The organism is Streptomyces sp. 2131.1 (assembly GCF_900105515.1).
Lineage (GTDB): Bacteria > Actinomycetota > Actinomycetes > Streptomycetales > Streptomycetaceae > Streptomyces > Streptomyces drozdowiczii.
The window spans coordinates 961,881-981,812 of sequence record NZ_FNSY01000001.1 but is presented as its reverse complement, the minus strand read 5'-3'; the positions used below and the strand labels follow the sequence as shown (position 1 = coordinate 981,812).

Annotated in this window: 8 protein-coding genes; 2 read left to right on the top strand and 6 right to left on the bottom strand. The window is 69.1% G+C overall.

The features are described 5' to 3' along the window. Positions 1-264 precede the first annotated feature (264 nt). Entirely contained in the window at positions 265-840 is a 576-nt protein-coding gene (locus tag BLW14_RS04465; RefSeq protein WP_371128047.1) for a HEAT repeat domain-containing protein, read from the top strand. On the opposite strand, the gene BLW14_RS04460 is transcribed toward BLW14_RS04465, so the two are convergent. The 6 genes from BLW14_RS04460 to BLW14_RS04435 all read right to left on the bottom strand — a co-directional run bounded on the left by BLW14_RS04460 (position 818) and on the right by BLW14_RS04435 (position 13,332). Further along, positions 818-2,083 carry an McrC family protein gene (locus tag BLW14_RS04460; protein WP_371128046.1) on the bottom strand — a complete coding sequence of 422 codons (1,266 nt, stop codon included), beginning with the start codon at positions 2,081-2,083 and terminating at the stop codon, positions 818-820. The genes BLW14_RS04465 and BLW14_RS04460 overlap by 23 nt on opposite strands. Next, positions 2,080-3,915, bottom strand: a complete 1,836-nt coding sequence (locus tag BLW14_RS04455; protein WP_093704533.1) for a DUF4357 domain-containing protein — start codon at positions 3,913-3,915, stop codon at positions 2,080-2,082. The genes BLW14_RS04460 and BLW14_RS04455 overlap by 4 nt, the downstream gene beginning before the upstream one ends. Positions 3,916-3,979: 64 nt before the next feature. Then, entirely contained in the window at positions 3,980-5,080 is a 1,101-nt protein-coding gene (locus BLW14_RS04450) for a DEAD/DEAH box helicase (RefSeq protein ID WP_093704531.1), read from the bottom strand. Between the two features lie 8 nt (positions 5,081-5,088). Beyond that, positions 5,089-6,939: a DUF1998 domain-containing protein gene (drmB, locus tag BLW14_RS04445; RefSeq protein ID WP_093704529.1), complete on the bottom strand. Its 1,851-nt coding sequence runs from the start codon at positions 6,937-6,939 to the stop codon at positions 5,089-5,091. Continuing rightward, on the bottom strand, positions 6,936-10,058 hold the full coding sequence (locus BLW14_RS04440) for a helicase-related protein (protein ID WP_093704527.1): 3,123 nt from the start codon (positions 10,056-10,058) through the stop codon (positions 6,936-6,938). Before BLW14_RS04440 ends, drmB begins: the two co-directional genes overlap by 4 nt. Positions 10,059-10,098: 40 nt before the next feature. Next, positions 10,099-13,332 carry a sigma-70 family RNA polymerase sigma factor gene (locus tag BLW14_RS04435; protein WP_143051991.1) on the bottom strand — a complete coding sequence of 1,078 codons (3,234 nt, stop codon included), beginning with the start codon at positions 13,330-13,332 and terminating at the stop codon, positions 10,099-10,101. Between the two features lie 313 nt (positions 13,333-13,645). Between BLW14_RS04435 and BLW14_RS04430 the strand changes: the two genes are divergently transcribed. Continuing rightward, positions 13,646-19,903 (top strand): protein kinase domain-containing protein, encoded by a 6,258-nt coding sequence (locus BLW14_RS04430; RefSeq protein WP_371128114.1) that lies wholly within the window; start codon positions 13,646-13,648, stop codon positions 19,901-19,903. Positions 19,904-19,932 lie beyond the last annotated feature (29 nt).

Genomic DNA, 19,932 nt, shown 5'->3' with positions numbered 1-19,932 from the left:
TGGTGCTCGACCACCGGGCGTGATCCACGCACGGGAGGGGAAGGGAGCGACGGACTCTGTCCCGGAGTCACGTCTCGTACAGCTGCCGAACCGACAACACTCCGGGTGGCTGCGTCACCAGGCCACCGGAGCCGACGGGAGAATGTCCCGCTCACCTGAGCTTAACCGGCGGGTAACGAGCGCGCCAGCCCTGCCCAGTTGTGGCCCGGGCCACATTTTCGAACCCTTTCGGTACGCAACGTGTCCACCAGTACGCTGACAGTCATGGATGACGAGGAGCTGCGCTCGCTGACGCACCGCCTGGCCGAAGAAGCGGGGGAGTCCGCGGCCTACCGCGCCCTGCTCGCCACCGAGGACGACGAGGAGCTGGCCCGCGTCCTCGTCGAGCACGAACGCCCGCTCTGGGCCCGCGAGATCGCCGCGTTCCGCCTGGGCTCCGCCGGGGACCGCCGCGCCTTCGAACCCCTGGTGCTCCTCCTCAACCACCGCGACCCGGAACGCTGCGTCAGCGCCGCCCACGCCCTGACCCGCCTCGCCGACCCCCGCACCCCGCGCGCGGCCGCCACCCTCGCCACCAACCCCCTGCGCACGGCCTACGCCCTCCACCCGGTCCGCCTCCTCGCCACCCTGCGCGCCCCGGAATCCGGCCCCGCACTGGTCACCACCCTGTCCCGCCTGCTCGGCCCGGACGAACCGCACTGGCGGGTCGCCCTGGCGTGCGTGGAGGGCCTCGGAGCCCTGGGGGACGCCGCCGCCCGCCCGGTCCTGGAGGCCGCGCTGCCCCGGCCCCGGCTGGCGGACGCGGCGCGGGAGGCGCTCAGCCGGCTGGGGGAGGGGTGAGGGGGCGGTCCGGCTGCCCACGTTCGAAGCCGGCCCCGCCCGCGCTGTAAGCCAGCCGGTGGGCGAGGGCGCGTGTTGCCGCAAGCAGTGAGGCGGGCGGCTGGGCGAGATCCAGTGCGTGCTGATGCAGGGTGACTGCGCCACGGCGTACGCGGTGTTCGGCGTGCGGGACGCTGCCCTTGGCGTACAGGAGATGGCCCTCGGGAAGCCCGAGTGCCGTGCAGTACGCGAGCATCTGATAGAGGTCGGCCTCCGGGTACCCCTTCGGCTTCTCCGCCTTGTATTTGGCATCCGCGACCGCGAGCGGTGCGCCCCGGTCGCTGTACCAGACGAAGTCCGGGCGCATCCGGACCGCGGCGGCCTCGTCCAGGTAGACGCCTCCCGCTTGGAGCGAGCCACGTCCGCCGTACGGGATAAGCGCCTCGCGCAGGGCGACGCACACGAAGTCCTCGAAGACCTTGTTCATGTCGAAGAGAAATCCGTCGATGTGCAGGCTTCCCGGACCGTGCTCGGTAGAGGAACCGGTCAGAATGGCCCGGGCCAGGTGGAGGGCATGGTGATAGCGGCTGTTGAGGCGGGTCGGCCGCCAGTCCGGCAAGGTATGCCCCCGGGGCAGGGGTGTGACATCGGCCAGTCGGGCGCGTTGGCGCGTCAGCCGGGTACGGATGGTGCGGGGTACACCCGGCAGCCGCAGGACCCGGTCCACCGCGGAACGCAGCAGTTGGTTCTCGGGGATGTCCGTCGTGAAGTCGTCGTACGTGATTTCGACGGGCAGAGCGGCGCCGAAACGGTGCTTTATCTGGTCCGAACCCCTGAGCCTGCCACGCATCACAAGGGTGGTTTCGTCCGTGCTGCGGTACCCCTGGAGCAGCCCTCTGCCCAAGGCCCGTTCCACCTGCCTTTCGAAGGCATGCGCAAGGGCGGAGAGGAGCCCGCGGTGTTCGGCCACCTCGACCTCGCCGTCCCGCCACCCACGGGGGTCGAGACTGTAGCCGAGAAGGAAGAACAGCCGGTCGATCGGCACCTTGGGCGTGATACGGAGCGTGACGGGCTCCCGGCCCGGGACCGTCACGGCTACGGCTCCCACTCTGCTCCCTGCCCGGAGGACCCAGTGCCCCGGAAGGCAGACATCGGGCGCCGCTTCGACGATCCCTGAGGCGGCGAGGGCGCGGCCGACCTCGTCAGGAAGCCTCCGGCTGACCGGCCCCGCGTGTTCGAAGAGGGTGATGACGACTTCACTCACGTGCCGGGCTCGTCATTCACGGCATGCAGCGCTCCTCGCAGAGCGACGAGTCCGTAGCGCTTGTCCATATCCACGCCCTCGCCGTAGTGATGCTCTTCCAACAAGGGAAGAATCTTGGTCCGCCAGGTGCGTTCCAGCCCGCCCTCCCGGTAGACACCCGGCTTCATCAAGTAGGACGGGCCGATAAGGAAGTCGGCTTCGTCGATACGGGAGTTGAGAGCGTCCAGAAGCTGCGCGGGCTCGTCGTCCCGTCCCTCGGCCGCAAGCCACCTCCGCAGCAGCCCACGTGTCGGCTCCGCGCGGGGTGAAAGCTCGACGAATGCGAACCGACGCCGCATGGCCGCGTCCACAAGTGCGATCGACCGGTCGGCGGTGTTCATGGTGCCGATCACAAAGACATTCGGCGGCAGGGCGAAGTCGTCGCCCGAGTAGGTGAGCCGAACGGATTTGTTGCGGTATTCCAGGAGGAAGTAGAGCTCGCCGAATACCTTGGCGAGGTTGGCCCGGTTGATCTCGTCGATGATCAGAAAGTGAGGGATGTGCCGGTTGCCTTCGCGGGCTGCCAGGTCGGCCAGCTCACGAAGCGGCCCGGCAGTCAGCCGGAAGGCGACCTCGCGGCTCTCAGGGTCTTCCTGGGGCCGGAAGCCCTCGAAGAAGTCCTCGTAGGAATAGGACGGATGAAACTGGACGAGTTTGACCTGTTCGGGTCCACCGCCCAGGAATTCCGCCAGTTGCAGTGCGAGGTAGGTCTTGCCGGTACCGGGTGGTCCGTACAACACGAGCTGTCGCTCGTCCCACAGAAGGCCCCGGATCTCCTCCAGCCACGACACGTCGTGGACGAGTAGGCGGCGCGCGAGGTCCGTGGAGGGTACGGGAAGTTCCAGCTCCCGCCGAGCGGTGATCGCCGGGATCTTCTCCACACTGGGATCCCGGTCCGCGGCTTCGGCTTCCTCGACAAGCTCCTCGTCGCTGATGCCCAGCCCGGCGAGCAAGTCCTTCACCGGCGTGAGATCGACGACGTCGTGCTGTGCGGACAGTTTCTGCTGAAGCTCTTCGGGAAGGGTGCCGTATGCATGGCCGCCGTCCCGCCATTCCACCGGGCGCCGCAGATTCGAGCGACCGCTTTCCGAGGTGATCTGCTCGAAGGATCCGGTGACCTCGCCGATGTACAGGCGCCCTCCGGAGATGGTGCAGACCGTGTCGCCCGGCCTCATCCGGGAAAGGAACGCGTGCAGTTCTTCGACGAGAGCCAGCCTCTGGTGGTATGTGGCGGTCGAGTCGTAGTCCTCCTCAATCATCGACCGGAGTGCGTCTTTGGCCACTCCCTGTTCAACCCCCTGACGCAGCTGCCGAGCCGGAAGGCTGATGAGGCCCTCCGGCAGCCACAGGTGCTGGACGAGGTCGAGGCCCGACACGTTGGAACCACGGACCAGCCAGGAGCGGCTGGGGCCCCAGAAGGCATGCTCGATGAAGTCGACCAGCGGATGCCCATGGGCCGTTTTCCACTCCTGCCAGCCGTTCGCACTGCGCCCGACCAGGATCTCGGCTGCGGCCGAGGGAGAGTTGCACTCGATGTCCCGCGTGGTTTCCAGCCATCCGGGCCATCGTTCCGACGGCCGGATGGCCTTCTCAGCCAGGAGCTGTTCCCGCAGTCGGTGCGAGGAAGGCATGCGCCCGGCGAACGACGGAACCGCCTCGGCCCTTGCCGGCGACCCTGCCGAAACGACAAACCTCTGACTCCCGTTGGTGCCCTTCGTTCGCGTCAGCCGTCCTACTGCCTGCGGTCCGCCGTTCGGCAGCCGAAGCCGAAACTCCGGGTACTGCTCGGACATAACTGCTCGCTTCCTTACCAGGTGTCGTGTGGCAACGATTTCTGCACCGTAGCGGCCGCGCAGACTACCCCCGGACGAGGACCTTCCGGGACACCCGGGCGATCAACGGCGGTTCCTCCGAACCTTCGTATGCGAAGTGCAGCTCGTCACGGGCCCGGGTGGCCAGCACGTAGTACGCCATGCGCAAGGAAGCCGACGTCGGGTCCGTGCCTGAATCCGCGTGGGTGTCCGGGACGAAGACGGTGTCGAAACTGAGGCCCTTCGCGCTCGCCCGGTTGACGATGATGATGCCGGGACGGCCCAGATCCAGGCTCCGGTACCGGCCCGAGGCGGCCTCCGAGGTGTACATCTGCGGCTTGAGACGAGGCGCCCGCCGTTCCAGCCGGGTGAGCAGATCGAACTGGTCACGCGTCGAGGCCATGACGACGCCGATGCTACGCCGGGGGTGCCGTTCCGCCAGTCCGAGCAACAGGTCTGTCCGCGCCCCCGGATTCGACAGGGCATGGACCTGGGGCAGAGGTCCTTCGCGTGACGGCAGCGGCGGTGCAACAGTCCCGGTGTGGAAGTGGGCTGCCAGTTCAGCGACCTGGCGCGTGTTGCGATGGTTGCCGGCGATCTCGTGCGACGGGCCCGCGCCGAGCGATGCCGAGATTTCACCCAGGGTCGATTGCGTACGGGTGAGACGCTGGCACTCATCGGCATAGACAGTCGTCCGGCCCCTCAGCACGCGGCAGAAGCGGTAGAAGTCCGGTGGGAGGTCCTGCCCCTCGTCGATGACGAGGGAGAAACCCGGCGCAGTCTCGTGCACGGCGGCTTGTTGGAAGAATTCAGTCCACTCGAACCAGCCCGCATCCGTCCGGGTCGGAGCGATGCCCGTTTGCTCGCGGTACCACTGAGACAGCCAGGAATGTGCGGTCGCGACCACTACCGCGTCCTGCCGCGGACCGAGAGCAGCCACCAGAGGGGTGATGGATTGGCGCAGCAGATTCGAACGGGTCAGGAGGATCGTCGGTCCGCCGGTCAGGGCGAGCATCACCGATCGCTGCGCGGCAAGGACGCTTTTGCCACTGCCGGGCGGCCCGCTGACCACGTGGTTGCCGTCGAACGGCAGAGCGTCCAACGAAGTCTGCTGATCGTGGGTGAGATGCAGGTAGGTGAGCGTCATCCCGTTCGTCACTCCATTGAGGCCGCAGCAGCCGCACGGGCCTGCGCGACGACGGACTCGAAGTATCCGGGCACCTGCTCGCCGCCCACGACGAGGGCGCGGTCCAGCAGAGTGTTGCCGGTTTCGCAGCTCGTCTCCGGCAGCAGCGCGCAGGCGTGGCAGGCCCCCCGGTTGAGGTTGTCGAAGCCCTGACCGGTGTGTTCACCGCACAGGGGGTCGGCCGAGCACCAGGCCGCGGCCTCCGTCATGCGGAGAAGCGTCTCGGAGAGCCTGGGCCGTTCGCCCTGCTGGACCAGACCGCCGAGGGTGCCGTCGGCGTCGCCTGCGGCTGTATACACCAGGATGCCGTGCTGGTCGTTCTCCGGACGTGCGTACACCCGTTCCCGCAGGCTGGCCGTCGAATAGCCCGACTCGAAGGAAAGCTGGCGGATGAGGAGATGGGCCAGGGTGTGGAGAAGCACGAATCGGGGCGAGAGCTCGACGCCTGTCACGGTACCCAGCCGGTCCCGTTGGAACGAGCGTTCCAGATCGGCTCGCATACCGGCCACCCGGTTACGTACCCTCGTGTCGCGCTCCCACTCGGTGAGCTCGTCCCTGCCCAGGGTGAGGAAGAGCCCCTCGCCGAACACCTCGACGGCAGGCAACCAGCGCAGACGCCGGGAAGTGTCCGCGGGTACGAAGGCCGAGCTGGGCGAGACCCGACGGAATCCCTGGAGCGCCCGGACCTCGCGCAATCGGTCGGCGAGGATGACGCGGTCTATGCGGCGCCCCAGCGATGCCCACGTCTCGGAGCGCTCGTGACCGAGCCCGAGGCCCGTCTCGCGGATGGCGAAGTCCCGTGTGGCAGGAGGGGTAGGCGCCGTGAACGCCGCCCACTCCTCCCGGCTCAGGTCCGGAACAGCGGGCTCGTCCCAGGTGGCTGGAGCATGGGCGGCCGGTGGAGGATTGCTGCCGGTCTCCTCTGCGAGGAGCGAGTCCAGCAGCGTGTCGTCCGCTCCCGTCTCGTCCCTGATCAGCCCGCGGATGACGTCTGCGGCAGGTCCGCCGTGTGCTCGGCACAGAGGGATCCACATGTCGGAGGCACGGACCCGCTCGGCGAGCGCCTCGTCCGAGCCGACGGCCGGCGCTCCGCTCTCGGGGATGTCGAGCGCGGAGCTGACCACCGGGTAGTACAGGTTGCCCGCCGTGCGCTGCACCACCTGTACCGGCTTGAGGCAGTCGGCGGCCTCGTTGCGCCGCTGCCAGGGATTGCGGCCGGAACACCGCATGCCATGGGTGCCGAGCACATCGAGCAGGTCACGGGAGGCCCCGCAGTCCTTGGCTGTGCAGAGCACGGACAGCGCTTCCAGACCCGTGGCCCGGTCGGACACGTTGAAGCGAAGCCGGTCACGCGTGGTGCAGGCCTGCCTGGAAGCCGGATCCAGGTGGGAGTGTGCCCAGAACCACCAGTCGACGTCGCCAAGGTGACCGCCCGCGCAGATCTGCACGAACCGCATCGGGGCAAGTTGCCGTACCGGTGAGCAGGCAGGGCAGCGCGGCGGCGTGCCGGCCTTCTCATCGGCGATACGCCAGCGGACCATGCGGCGGCACGCACCACAGAAGAGCCACGACGGAAACCGGATGTACGGGGCGCCCGCCGCGTCCGGACGGTCGAACCGGTCGTCGGCCGCGGGCGGTGCTGCGTAGAACGCGCTCACTCCCAGCTGGGAGGCCAGCCGCGGCGACTCGATCGTCTGCCGTTGCCTCGGCCAGTCACCGATCCCCGTCGCCACGAACGACTCGCCTTGGATGTCGAAGACGGCCCCGACCCCGAACGGCAGTACCGTCTGGGCCTGCCGCACCCGCAAACGCCTGCTCACAGGTCAGCTCCCTTCACCGTGACCTGGCATTCCCTGTCGACGGCCCTCATCGAGTGCGGGGTCTCCCAGAGGCCCCCGTGCTGCTCGAAGTTCTTCAAGAGATTCATCTGTCCCTTGCCCTGGCTGCGGTAGTACAGCTCTTTGCCCTCCTTGCGGGCATCCAGTGCGTGCTGCTGCCACGCGGACAGCAACTCGTCCAGTTCCTGGTGCACGCCGGCAGCAGCCCTCGGATCACCGGCGGCGGCCCGCAGCGCCAGTTCCTCGGCCAGAGCTGCGACGGCCGGCATCCTGTCGAGGACCTCACCCGCCTGGTTCTCCGCCGAGAGACCGAGACCGTGGCGTACGAGGATCACGAGCGCGGCGTGCAGTGCGCGGCGCCGTGACGGTTCGGACCAGGGCGTAACACTGGTCGGCTCGACGTGTCGGTACAGAGCCCGGTGGTAGACGTCGAACGTCTCGTAATGCGAGCGGTCCCGGGGACGGGTGGCGTTGAAGAAGGTCACGACAAGGCCCGGAACCGTGTGCCGCCCGACGCGGCTGGTCGCCTGGATGTACTCGGCGGTCGTCTTCGGCTGGCCCTGCATCAGCATCAGAGCGAGCCTCTTCACATCCACACCGACCGACAGCATGTTGGTGCAGGGGAGGAAGGACACGGAGTCGGGTGCGGAGTACGGCTTCTCGAGCCGGTCGAGCAGCAGCGGCTGCTCAGCGCGAGCCAGGTTGCCAGTCAGCTCCTGCACCTGGCGGTCCGTCAGTTCCCGTGTGCCGTGACTGCTGTCGAGCCCCGCGAGCTGCGCCGGAATGTCGTCGGCCGCGGCGGTGACGGTGCGGCCCAGCTCGCGGAGACTGTGGTGATAGGCGACCAAGGTCCAGTAGGCGTCCCGGCTTTCCTCGGGCAGCTCCCATGCGCCCTGGAGCAGGGCGGCGGCCGTGGCCACCGAGGCACGGCCCGCCGTGTGGCCCTGAGCCATCACACCGACGTAGCGGCGGCCCGGCCGCGAGGCGTCCGGTTCGGCGAAGTACGAGTGGCGGGCATCGAGTCCCGCGGGAGGGAACAGTTGAACATCGCGCCCGTACAGGCCGCGCACCTGTTCGCCGGAACGGCGGATCGTCGCGGTGGAGGCGACCACTTTCGGCCCGACGCCGTTCCGGGTGCACAGGCCCAGTACTGCCGACTCGTACAAGCCGACCGTCGTGCCCAGGGGGCCGGTCAACAGGTGTAGCTCGTCCTGGATGATCAACGAGGGCGGCTTGTGCCCGGACCCGGCCCCGAACAGACGCCCGGAACGCGGTTCCCAGGCAAGGCGGGCGAATTTGTCAACGGTACCGAGTACGAAGGACGGCGGCCGGTCGTACAGGTGCTCGTCGACGACGGCCACGGGCAGCTCGTCGTGGAACGCGCAGGTGTCGCGGGGGCAGTAAAAGGCGAACGAGTCGGCGGTCGCCCGCACTCCGTAGTCCCCGATGTCAGGAGACTTGCTGTTAGGCAGAATGCGGGTGCCGCACCAGGGGCACCGGTCGAGGATGAAGACGTCGTCCGGCCGGGAGGCCTCCCGCTGTTCGGCGAATGCGGTAACCGCCGCCTCGTACGTGTTCGGGGAGGTGGACATCCCCACCCACAGGCCGATGGAGAACGGCTCGGCGCCCAGCGTGGAGGGGTCCTCGCGACGGAGCTTTTCCAGGGCGCACACCGTGGTCGCGGCACGCTGGAACTGCTGGGTGGTGAGCAGGCTGAGGGTGTAGCGGCTGAGCACGGCGGTTCCGCCGCCAAGAGGGTCACGCCGCCGCAGCACCAGGACGAATGCGGCCAGCAGGAGATACGCCTCCGTCTTGCCGCCACCGGTCGGAAACCAGATCAGGTCGGCCACGTCCCTGTCCGGATGCTCCGGGTCAGCGATGCCCTCCAGCGAAAGCAGGAAGAAGGCCAGCTGGAAGGGGCGCCATGCCGTCTCGGCCGCCGGCTCGGGGTCTGACGCGGCATGATCACGGCGCGCCCGTCGCTCACCGGCCTGGTCGGGCGCCGTGTGCCGCATCTGCAGGGCCATGGCGCGATTGGCCGTACGGAACGCGGCAAGCAAGTCTGGACGTTCGGGAGCGCACAGTGTGCGTACCCCGGCCTCGATGCGGCGGACCACGCTCTCGATGCGGTCGAGAATGCGGTGGGCGGCGTCCCGGCCCCAGCTGGGCACGGGGGTGTCCCGCTGGGCCTCGTACCATGCACGGTATCCGGCTGCGAAGGCCAGGAGTTCCCCGCGCAGTTCGTCGGCCGGCAGGCGTGGATCCGCGAGGTGGAGTACACGCAGGACGGGCAGACCGACCGGGCCGGCGGCCATGGTGGCGGGCACCTCGGCCTCCGGCATCACCGACGCTTCCAGCGCAGCGATCCGGCCCTCCTCGTGGATTTCATCGACCGAACAGCCGTGGCCGACCGCGTGCGTACGGACATGGCGATACTGGAGTCGCAGCTCCTGTTCTTCCGGATCCCTGCTGGCCAGACGCACACTCGGGTACTGAAGCACGTCGCCCCCCACCGGGCGGGCCGCGAGCCGGACCTGGAAGAGCATCCGGTCCCACTGGTTGGGTCGCGCATGACCCGCGGGTGGTGCGCTGCCGGCGCGGGCCTTGTTCACCAGTGCCACGGTGATCAGATGCCCGGATCCGAAGGGGCGCCGCCGCAGCCTGATCTCGGCCCGGCCGTCGAGGACGTCCATCCGCTCGGCTTCCGGGCCGAGTGCCAGGGTCTCCTCGGGAAGGGCGATGCGCCGCCAGCGGCGCCCGCGCTCCCCCTGCTCGGTCTCGTAGCGAGCCGCGCCACACGTGATCTCCACTGCCGTGGCGTCGGTGTAGAAGCTGAAGCCGAGGGACGACGGAAGCCAGGAGTTCGACTCGGGAATCGGGTCCGCCGCCGGGTTCGTGTCCTCCGCGTCGCTCTCCGTACCGGGGCCGTCGAGCTCTTCCGCCGTCTCCGTCAAGCGACGCTGCAGGTCGGCCTCCTGGGCGTACAGGGTACCCATCAGATACTGCCGGTCGGGCGGTGCGTCGAGCACCTCGTCCACGCCCTGCGCAGGGCCGACCAGTTGGCGGCGCAGGTAGTCGACGAGTTCGTCTCTGGGGCTCACTGCTTGCTTCCTCCACATGGTTGTCGTGCGGCTGGGGCGCTCATGGACGCCGCCACCAGCGGCGCGGATCAGGCTGCTGGGGCGCCGACTGCGAGCAAGCCGGCTCCTGCGTCGACGCAAGCCGTGCCTCGAGTTCGGCGATGCGGGAGTGTGCGGCCTGCTGCACCTCAGTGACGCGCAGCTCAGCCCATCGCTCGACGGCCCGGACGCGTTCGGATGCCTCGTACTCCACCGCCTGGGCGGTCCGGGCCCGTTCGACGAAGGCCGCCTCGGCCTGCCGTAGCCGGTCCTCGAGCACCTGTATCTTCTGGCGGGCCGCCTCTTCGATGCCCTGCGTCCGGCGGACCAGATCCTCTTCCATCCGACGCACCAACCGTTCCTCACGTTCGGCGGCAGCATCGGCGAGGGAGGACTTCGCCTGCAGGACGTGGGCCTCGGCAGCGGCCTCGGCCTCGCGAACGAGTCGTGCTGCTTCACGGCGGGCCTGGGCGATCTGCTGCATCAGATCGGCTTGCGCCGCGTCCCACGCCCTGGTCCGTTCCTCCGCTCTGGCGTTCGCGATCCGTTCGGCCACGCTCGCTTCGAGCTCCTGGAGGCGACGCGCCGCCTCGTCGGCGTCCGCCTGGGCTCTGTTGCGTTCGGCCGCCCGTGCACGGGCGATCCTGTCGGCTACGTCGGCTTCCATCTGCCGGAGCCGACGGTGCGCCTCGTCGGCAGCGGATTGCGCTTCGCGCAGGGCGCTGATGGTGTCCTCGGCGGATTCGGGATCCGCGCTGACGTGGGGAGAGGAGGACGAGGGGACTGCCTCGGGCTCAGCGGCCCCGCTGTAGTGGCGGAATTCCTTGAGAGCGTCCGCGAGCGCCAGCCGGGCTTCCGGCTTGGTGAGGGGCGAGTCGGCCAGGTACGCACGCGGCGACCGGCCGAGCAGGGCAGGGGACGAATGCTCGAAGAAGTCCTCCGGGCGGGCCCCTCTCTCCCTGAGGCCGTCCACCACACGTACAAGAACGTCAAGAGCCTGCGCGACCGGGCGGTCGGGGAGCCTGTTGCCGTCGGCCACCGCGGCCATGGCGAGCGTGGGGTAGAGGCCCAGAATCTCATTCAGAAGGACGTGGCCGAGGGCGAGGTGCACGTATGTGGCCATCCACTGGACGTTGCGGTCGAGCGTGCGGGGCAGGGCGATGGCCTCGTCCCATTGAGTCGGGTATCGCTCCGGGGATGGAGCGACGGCCGGGAGCTCTTCCACGTCTTGCGCCTGGGCTTCCCCGGCGCAGGTGTGGTCCGGAGCGTGCGTATCCGGGCCTGGCGGGGTGGGGGAACCGAGTTCGGTGATCTCCTCGATGACGTATGCACCATCTGATGAGGGCGCAGGCCCGTGGGCCTGTTCGCGCGACGCAGGAGACGACTCGGCCATCCCGGCCGACGCCACCACGTCGGCCTCCGCAGGGACCGAGGGAAGGGCCCGACGCCTTGCTGGCCGGCGGCTGCCCGCCGCGTGGCGCGCGCGCCTACGGGCACGCTCGGTGCGCCGCCACGTCTCCTCCGGCTTCGGTGCGGCCCACACCATGCCGAGCGCGTCCAACTGGATGCGCCGGTGGGACGGGAGCCGGTGACCCCTGACCCGGCCCTCGGTACGCTGCTCGGTCACCCATGCCCCCAGCTGGAAGCCGCCCTCGACGTGGTCCGGCTCGGGGAGGGCGTGCCCCACCCGCTCCCGGAACGCGGTGAGTGCCGCGATCCCGGCACGCCAGTGTGGTTTGCCGAGCTCCCGGCTGATCACACCTACGGGGTTCCCCGCGCCGCCCTCGACTCCCGCATCGGCGAGCATGCTCGCCAGCGCGGCATGAGGATTGCCCGCCGGATCCCGAAAGGCCACCCGCAGCACGGCGAAAACCTGTGATTCCAACTGCCGGACCCGTTCGCGAGTGACTCCCAACTCGGCGCCGATCGCATCGAGAGTCGCGGGATCCTCACCGTCGAGGCCGACGCGAAGGGTCACGACGCGCGCGAAGCGCTCCGGCAGCAGAGCCACGAGGGCATGTGCGTCCTCACCGGCCAGCGAGGTCATGACCGATGCCTCGACGGACGGCAGAGAGGTACGAACCTCGAGGAGTTCTCCCAGATGGGTACCGTCCCCGATGATCCGGTCGGTGGAGTCCGTCACCCTGCTGATCCGGCGGATCTCCTCCACCTTTGCGACGGAGAGATCGCAGGCCACAGCGACAGCGGCCGCGCTGCGTGACTTACCCGCCACCAGCAGGTCACGCTCCGCACGGCCCACCTTGCGCACGAGCTCGTGCATGTGGACCGGGATGCGGATGGCGCTGCCTTCGTCGGCCAGCGCCCGAGTCATGGCCTGCCGTACCCACCACGTCGCATAGGTGGAGAACTTGTTGCCCTGACGCGCGTCGAACTTCCGGACCGCACGCATGATGCCGAGCATCCCGTGCTGGAAGAGATCGGCCTCCTCCAGTCCCTGACCGGTGTGCGCTCTGACCTGGGACCAGGCGAGGCCCTGGTTGTGGAGGACAAGACAGTCCCGGGCGAGGCGACGGACGTCTCCGGCCGGCAGATCCGCGAGCTCTTCATCGGTCGGCTCGATGGCCACCCGCTCGGGGCCCCCGCGCAGCATGACGCAGAGCCCCACCTCCTCCAACGCTGTGAGGATGCGCTTCTCCGGCCGTCGCGTATGACGGTCGTCGTCGATGACCGCCTGGGCGGCGGCGACGGCCGCGACGAGGCTTCCGGTCGATTGCTCCGAACCGGCATCGGGTACTGAGGGAGACGACGCCTCATGGTCATTCGCCGTCCCGGCGGCGGGAGGAGGGGCCTTGGTCGGTGAGGAGGCGGCCACCAGCTCGCAGCGTGCTGCCGCGAAGGCGCGCAGATCTGCCGTTTCCCGTGTACTCAGACCTGCCAGGCGTGAGACCCCCGCCAGGGCCCGCTCGGTCACAGTCCCCCGGACAACGAAGCGGTCGAGCAATTCCAGCGTCGTTTGCACCCGCGGCTGCGTGGATGCTTCCGGTTGTGGAGTTTTCGTGTGTGCCCGTACAACCTTCTTCACCACTCCCGGGTCACTCGTAGATGTGGCAGAAGTGGGAGTGGCCTCAAGGCGGAGTCCCAGCTCGGCAAGGGCTGTGATCAGCCGCGCGCGGGCGGCTTCGTCCAGCGCCAGCGTGACGGTTTCCGCCTCGAATGCGGAGATCGGCACGACCCCGCGCTCCGCGACGCGTTGGAGGTTTCGGTACAGCGATGCGACCGAGGTCCTGAGTTCCACTGCCCCCAACTTTCACGCGGCGCGATCCGACTGCGGGGGCGCAGTGCGCGACGCCCTGGACCGTCTCTACGGAGTCACCATACTAGCAACGCGTTGACGATGTAAACGAAGTGAAACTGTGATGGGTTCTCTGTTTTTCGTGTACGCTTCCCCGAGTCGCCGACCCCGTTGCATCTCGGAGCAGCGCGGCGGCCACCATGGGGAGGCGTGAGTCCTGACCGGGGCCGCGCGGGAGTGCGCAGGAGGAGTACCAGTGGATCTGGAGACGGTCGCGGGACGGTTCCGGCTCGTAGGGGCGATCGACTCCGGCAACATGGGCGAGGTGCACCGGGCCGAGGACCACCAGGTCCCCCAAGGGGCGGCGGACCGCCTGGTCGCCGTCAAGCTCATCCTGCGACACCGCTCCGGCACCCTCGTGGACACGAGGGCCGACGCGAAGGCCGTGGCCCGGTTCGCCCGCGAGGTGCGCATCATGCGCCGGCTCCAGGACGCGAACCTCACCCGGATCATCGACGGTGGCGTGGACGAGGCACAGGGCGGCCGACCGTACCTGGCGATGGAACTCCTCGACGGAGACACGCTTGGCGACCTCATCGACGAGGAGAGTCAGCTCCCCCTCTCCTGGGCCGCGGCCATCGGCGCTCAGATCGCGAATGGCCTTTCCGCAGCGCACGGTGCTGAGGTCATCCACCGCGACCTCAAGCCGCGCAACGTCATGCTGACCCGCGGGGGCGTGGTCAAGGTCCTCGACTTCGGCATGGGGCGGATCACCGACGATCCCGACGAGGCGCGGCTGACGAGTTCGGGCACGGCGGTGGGCACGGCGCGCTACATGGCGCCCGAACAGTTCAAGGTCGGCCTCGTCACGGCGGCCGCCGACCTGTACGCCCTGGGCTGCGTGCTGTACGAGATGCTTACGGGCGTTCCCCCGTTCGTCGGTGAGAGCGCGTACGAACTGATGGAGAAGCACGTAAACGCAGCGCCGACCCCGGTCCGCCTGATCCGCCAGGAGGTACCGAAGGAGCTCGCCCGTCTCGTCGGCCGCCTGCTGGCGAAGAACCCGGCCGACCGTCCGGCCGATGCCGCCGCCGTCCGTGACGCCCTCCTGCCGCTGGCCGACACTGATGACGACGCGGCAGAGCTGTTGTCCTGGGCGGCGCTCGATCCGGTTCGGGGCCTCCGATCGCTCCGGGCTGAGCAGCCGGCACGGCCCATGGCTGTCGTTCCGCCTCAGGCGTCCACCGACGGCTCCCACCGTGCGGCCCCCGCCCCGGGCATGGACGTCTTCGGTGTGCACCGCACACTGATCAAGGACTATCACTCCTTCACCAAGGGCGGCACCGTCATCCGCGACGGCCGTATCAACGCCTACGTGGAGAGTGACCTGGAGGCCAAGTCGCAGTGGCCCGACCCCTGGCTCTCCCTCAACCCGTTCTTCGCCGGCGGCGGTACGGTCCTCGAACTGGCCGGGCAGGGAGTGCTCCACGACGAGTGCGCGAAGATCTTCCAGGCCAAGAAGACGGAGGGCGGAACGGTCTGCGACGGCCGCCCGCTCACTCTTCACCAGCACCAGCGCGAGGCCGTCGACGCCGCCCGCTCCGGGGCCTCGTACGTGCTGACCACCGGTACCGGCTCCGGTAAGTCGCTCGCCTACATCGTCCCCATCGTCGACAAGGTCCTGCGGGAGCGAGAGGCCGCCGGTCCCAAAGCCGAGAAGCGAGTGCGGGCGATCATCGTCTACCCGATGAACGCCCTCGCCAACAGCCAGCTCAAGGAGCTGGAGAAATACCTGCGCGACGGCTACGGCGACGGCCGAGAGCCCGTCACCTTCGCCCGCTACACCGGGCAGGAGGATGACGCCCGCCGCAAGGAGATCCGCGACAACCCGCCGGACATCCTGCTCACCAACTACGTGATGCTCGAGCTGATGCTGACACGGCCCGCGGACCGGGCCAGCCTCATCAAGATGGCCCGCAACCTCGAGTTCCTCGTCTTCGACGAGCTCCACACCTACCGCGGACGCCAGGGCGCCGACGTCGCCCTGCTCATCCGCCGGGTGCGCGAAGCCTGCCAGGCCGCCGAACTCCAGTGCATCGGCACGTCGGCGACCATGTCGACCGAAGGCACCCTGGAGGACCAGAAGAAGGTCGTCGCGGACGTCGCCTCCACCCTTTTCGGCACGAAGGTACGCCCTCAGCACGTCATCGGCGAGACGCTGGTGCGCGCCACCGACCCGGCGCCCGGCACCGTCCCCGCCGAACGCCTCAGCGTCTCTGCCGCTCCGCGCGCCTACGCCGAGCTCGTCCACGACCCGCTCGCCCGCTGGATCGAGACCCGCTTCGGACTCGCCACCGACGAGGAGACCGGCCGCCTCGTCCGACAGCGGCCCGCGAAGATCGAGGACGCGGCGAAGGGGCTCGCCGCACAGTCAGGCGTCGACGAGAGCGTGTGCGCCGATGCGATCCGCGCCACCCTGGAGACCGGCTCCCAGGCTCTCCACCCGGTCACCGAGCGCCCGCTGTTCGCGTTCCGGCTGCACCAGTTCCTCTCCAAGGGCGACACCGTCTACGTCACCCTGGAGGACAAGGCCACCCGCCACCTCTCCCGCTCCTACCAGGTCGAGCAGCCCGGCAGCGGGGGCAAGCTGCTCATGCCGCTGGCCTTCTGCCGCGAATGCGGGCAGGAGTACGTGACGGTCTGGCGCGACGAGAAGAACGGCGACGTGCGGTACGAAGCGCGGCGCGACACCTCCGCCACCGGTGGCCGCCAGGGCGACGGCTACTTGTACATCGACCACGACCGCCCGTGGCCGGCCAACCCGCAGTACGCCGTCGACGACCGCAGGCTGCCCGAGTCCTGGCTCGAGCTCGACGACAAGGGCCAGGAGGTCATCAAGAAGACCTACCGCGACCGGGTGCCGCGCGCGGTCAAGGTCGACGCCCACGGCTTCGAGGGCCGAGGCGAACTGGACGCGGCGTTCATCCCGTCCCCGTTCCTCTTCTGTCTGCACTGCGGAGTGGCGTACGAGCAGACGCGAGGCAAGGACTTCGCCAAACTCGCCACCCTCGACCAGGAGGGCCGTTCGTCCGCGACCTCGCTGATCTCCGCCTCCGTGGTCCGCTCTCTGAAATCGGTGCCCGAGAAGGCGCTCGACAAGGAGGCGCGCAAGCTGCTCACGTTCGTCGACAACCGCCAGGACGCCTCCCTCCAGGCCGGCCACTTCAACGACTTCGTCCAGATCACCCAGCTGCGCGGTGCCCTTCACCGGGCCACACTGGACGCCGGCGAGGACGGCGTACGTCACGAGGAACTGGCCTCCGGCGTGGCCAACGCGATCGCCCTCGATCCGGTCGACTACACCGGCGAGACCGAGCTGCCGCCGGGACTCGCCCGCAGCGCGGCGAGGACCCTTCGCGATGTGATCGCCTTCCGGCTCTACCTCGACCTGGAACGCGGCTGGCGCATCACCATGCCCAACCTGGAACAGACCGGGCTCCTGGAGATCGACTACGAGGACCTGGCCTGGCTCGCCGGTAAGCAGGACCGCTGGGCGGACACCCACGCCGCCCTGCGCGACGCGGACTCCGCCTTGCGTGCCGAGGTCATGAAGGCACTGCTCAACGAGATGCGCCGCGCCCTCGCCATCGACGTCTCCTACTTCCGCGACGACTTCGACGCGCTCCAGCGGGCGAGCGAAGAGCGCCTGACCGACCCATGGGTGCTCTCCACAGCGGACAAGGCGAAGGTCGGCACCGCCTATCCCACCCCGTCCCGGCCCGGCCTGGACCGCACCGCGCTGTTCCTCTCGGCGGGCGGCAAGTTCGGCAAGTACCTCAAGCGCACCGACAAGGCATTCCATCTTCCCAAGGACGACCTGCAGACGGTCATCGAGGAACTCCTGAAGGTCCTCGCCAAGGCCGGCCTGGTGAAGGAGGTCACCGAGACCCCCCAGCGCGGCGGCCGTTTCCGCAGGCCATCCGGCCCGGTCGTGACCGGCTACCGAGTGGCGGCCCAGTCCCTCATCTGGCGTGCGGGCACAGGGGAGAGGGGCGCGCACGACCCGCTGACGCGCACCTACCAGAGCGGTGACGGGCCCCGCGTGAACACGTTCTTCCGCGACCTCTACCGGAACGCGGCAGGCGAGCTGGCCGGCCTGTTCGCCCGTGAGCACACGGCTCAGGTGTCCCCGGAGGACCGGGAAAAGCGCGAAGAGGCATTCCGTAAGGCCGAGCTGAAGCTGCTGTACTGCTCGCCGACGATGGAGCTCGGCGTGGACATTTCCTCGCTCAACGCCGTGATGATGCGGAACGTCCCGCCCACCCCGGCGAACTACGCGCAGCGCTCCGGCCGCGCGGGCCGAAGCGGCCAGCCCGCCCTCGTCACCACGTACTGCGCCACGGGCAACAGCCACGACCAGTACTACTTCCGCCGCTCCGAGCGCATGGTCGCCGGAGCCGTCGCGCCGCCCCGCCTCGACCTCGCCAACGAGGATCTGGTCCTCTCCCACCTCCAGGGCATCTGGATCGCCGAAGCCGGACTGAAGCTGGGTCGCGCCATCCCGGAAGTCCTCGACGTCTCGTACGCGGAGACCGGTGACCGCCCCGCCCCCGCCCTGGAGCTTCAGCCGGAGATCCTGGCCGCCTCGCTCGACGCCGACGCGCAGCGCCGCACGATCGATGCCTCCCTGCGAGTCCTGGCGCCGCTGCTCCCGCAGTTCGTGGAGACCACATGGTGGCACGACGACTGGATCCAGGACCGGGTCCGCACCGTGCCCGAGCGCTTCAATCGTGCCTTCGACCGCTGGCGCCAGCTGTTCAAGGCAGCGCTCGACGACCAGTACATCCAGAACAAGCGCCGGCTCGACTACAGCCTCACCGAGGGCGACCGCATCCGTGCCAACGGCCGCCGCCGCGAGGCCGAGACCCAGCTCAACCTGCTGATGAACGAGAGCGCGGACAGCAAGTCCGTCCTCTCCGACTTCAACCCCTACCGCTACCTCGCCTCCGAGGGCTTCCTGCCCGGTTACTCCTTTCCGCGCCTCCCGCTGGCCGCCTACATTCCCAAGGCCGGCGGCCGTCGCGACGGCGACTACCTCCAGAGGCCCCGCTTCCTCGCCATCCGCGAGTTCGGCCCCGGCGCGCTGATCTACCACGAGGGCGCCCGCTACCAGGTCACCCGCATCCAGATCCCGCCGGACGCCTCCGGCGATCTCGCCACCACGGAAGCCCGCCGCTGCGCCGGCTGCGGCTACCACCACGACCCGAAGTTGCGCGCCGACCGCTGCGAGATGTGCAACGAGCCCCTGGGCGCGGCCACGTACGGTTTGCTCCACCTGCACACCGTGTACACCACCCGCCGCGAGCGGATCTCCTCCGACGAGGAGGAGCGCCGCCGGGCCGGATTCAGACTGGAGACGTCCTTCCGCTTCCAGGACCACGGCACCCGCAAGGGCCGCCTCGACGCGACGGTGTCCGACGCCGGCGGAGAGAAGATCGCCACGGTGGCCTACGGCGACTCGGCGACCGTCCGCATCACCAACACCGGGCGGGTGCGCGCCAAGAAGGACGACCCTGACGGCTACTGGCTGGACCTCGCGGACGGCCGCTGGATGAACGACCGCGACGCCGCCGACGCCTCCGGCGACTCGACGGAGATGCCGGTCATCGACGCCGACGGCAACGAGAAGCGCCGCAAGAAGCGCGTCATCCCGTACGTCGAGGACCGCCGCAACATCGTCGTCGTCACCCTTGACGAACCGCTGCCCGAGCCGGTCGCCCTGTCCGTCATGTACGCCATGGAACGCGGCATCGAGGCGGCGTTCGAGCTGGAGGACTCCGAGCTCAGCAGCGAACTCCTCCCGCCCGACGACGGCCCCCGCAACCGCATTCTGTTCACCGAGGCCGCGGAGGGCGGCGCGGGCGTCCTGCGCCGTCTGCAGGCGGAACCCGACGCGCTGGCGAAGGCCGCGCGCAGAGCCCTGGAGATCTGCCACTTCGACGAGGACGGCAACGACCTCGGCGGTCCGCACGAGAGCCGCAAGTGCGCCCGCGGCTGCTACGAGTGCCTGCTGACCTACGGGAACCAGCTCAACCACACAGACATCGACCGCCACTCGGCACGCGGCCTGCTGCTGCGTCTCGCCTCGGCGACCGCGAGGCGCGACGGCCGCGGCGAGTCGCGGACGGAACAGTTCAAGCGACTGCTGGCCCAGGCTCCCAACGACCGGACCAGCACGGAGACGGCTGTGGAGGCAGCGGTCGTGGAGGCCGCCGCGGTCACGCAGGACGACCTCCTCGCCTGGCTCAAGGCAAAGGGCCTGCGCCTTCCCGATGACGGCGAGACACTGATCACCGAGGCGAACGCCCAGGCGGACTACGTCTACCGGCTGCCCAACGTCAGCCTCGCCGTGTTCGTCGACCTGCCCGGCACGGAACCGACGGCCCTGCGCGACGAGGACGCGGAGGAGCGACTGCTCGACGCACGCTGGGACGTCCTCCGCTTCCCGCACGACGCCGACTGGGACAAGATCGCCGCAGAGCACGCCAGTTACTTCGGAACCGCAGCCAACTAACCGCTCACCACGAGGACTCGAACACCCAC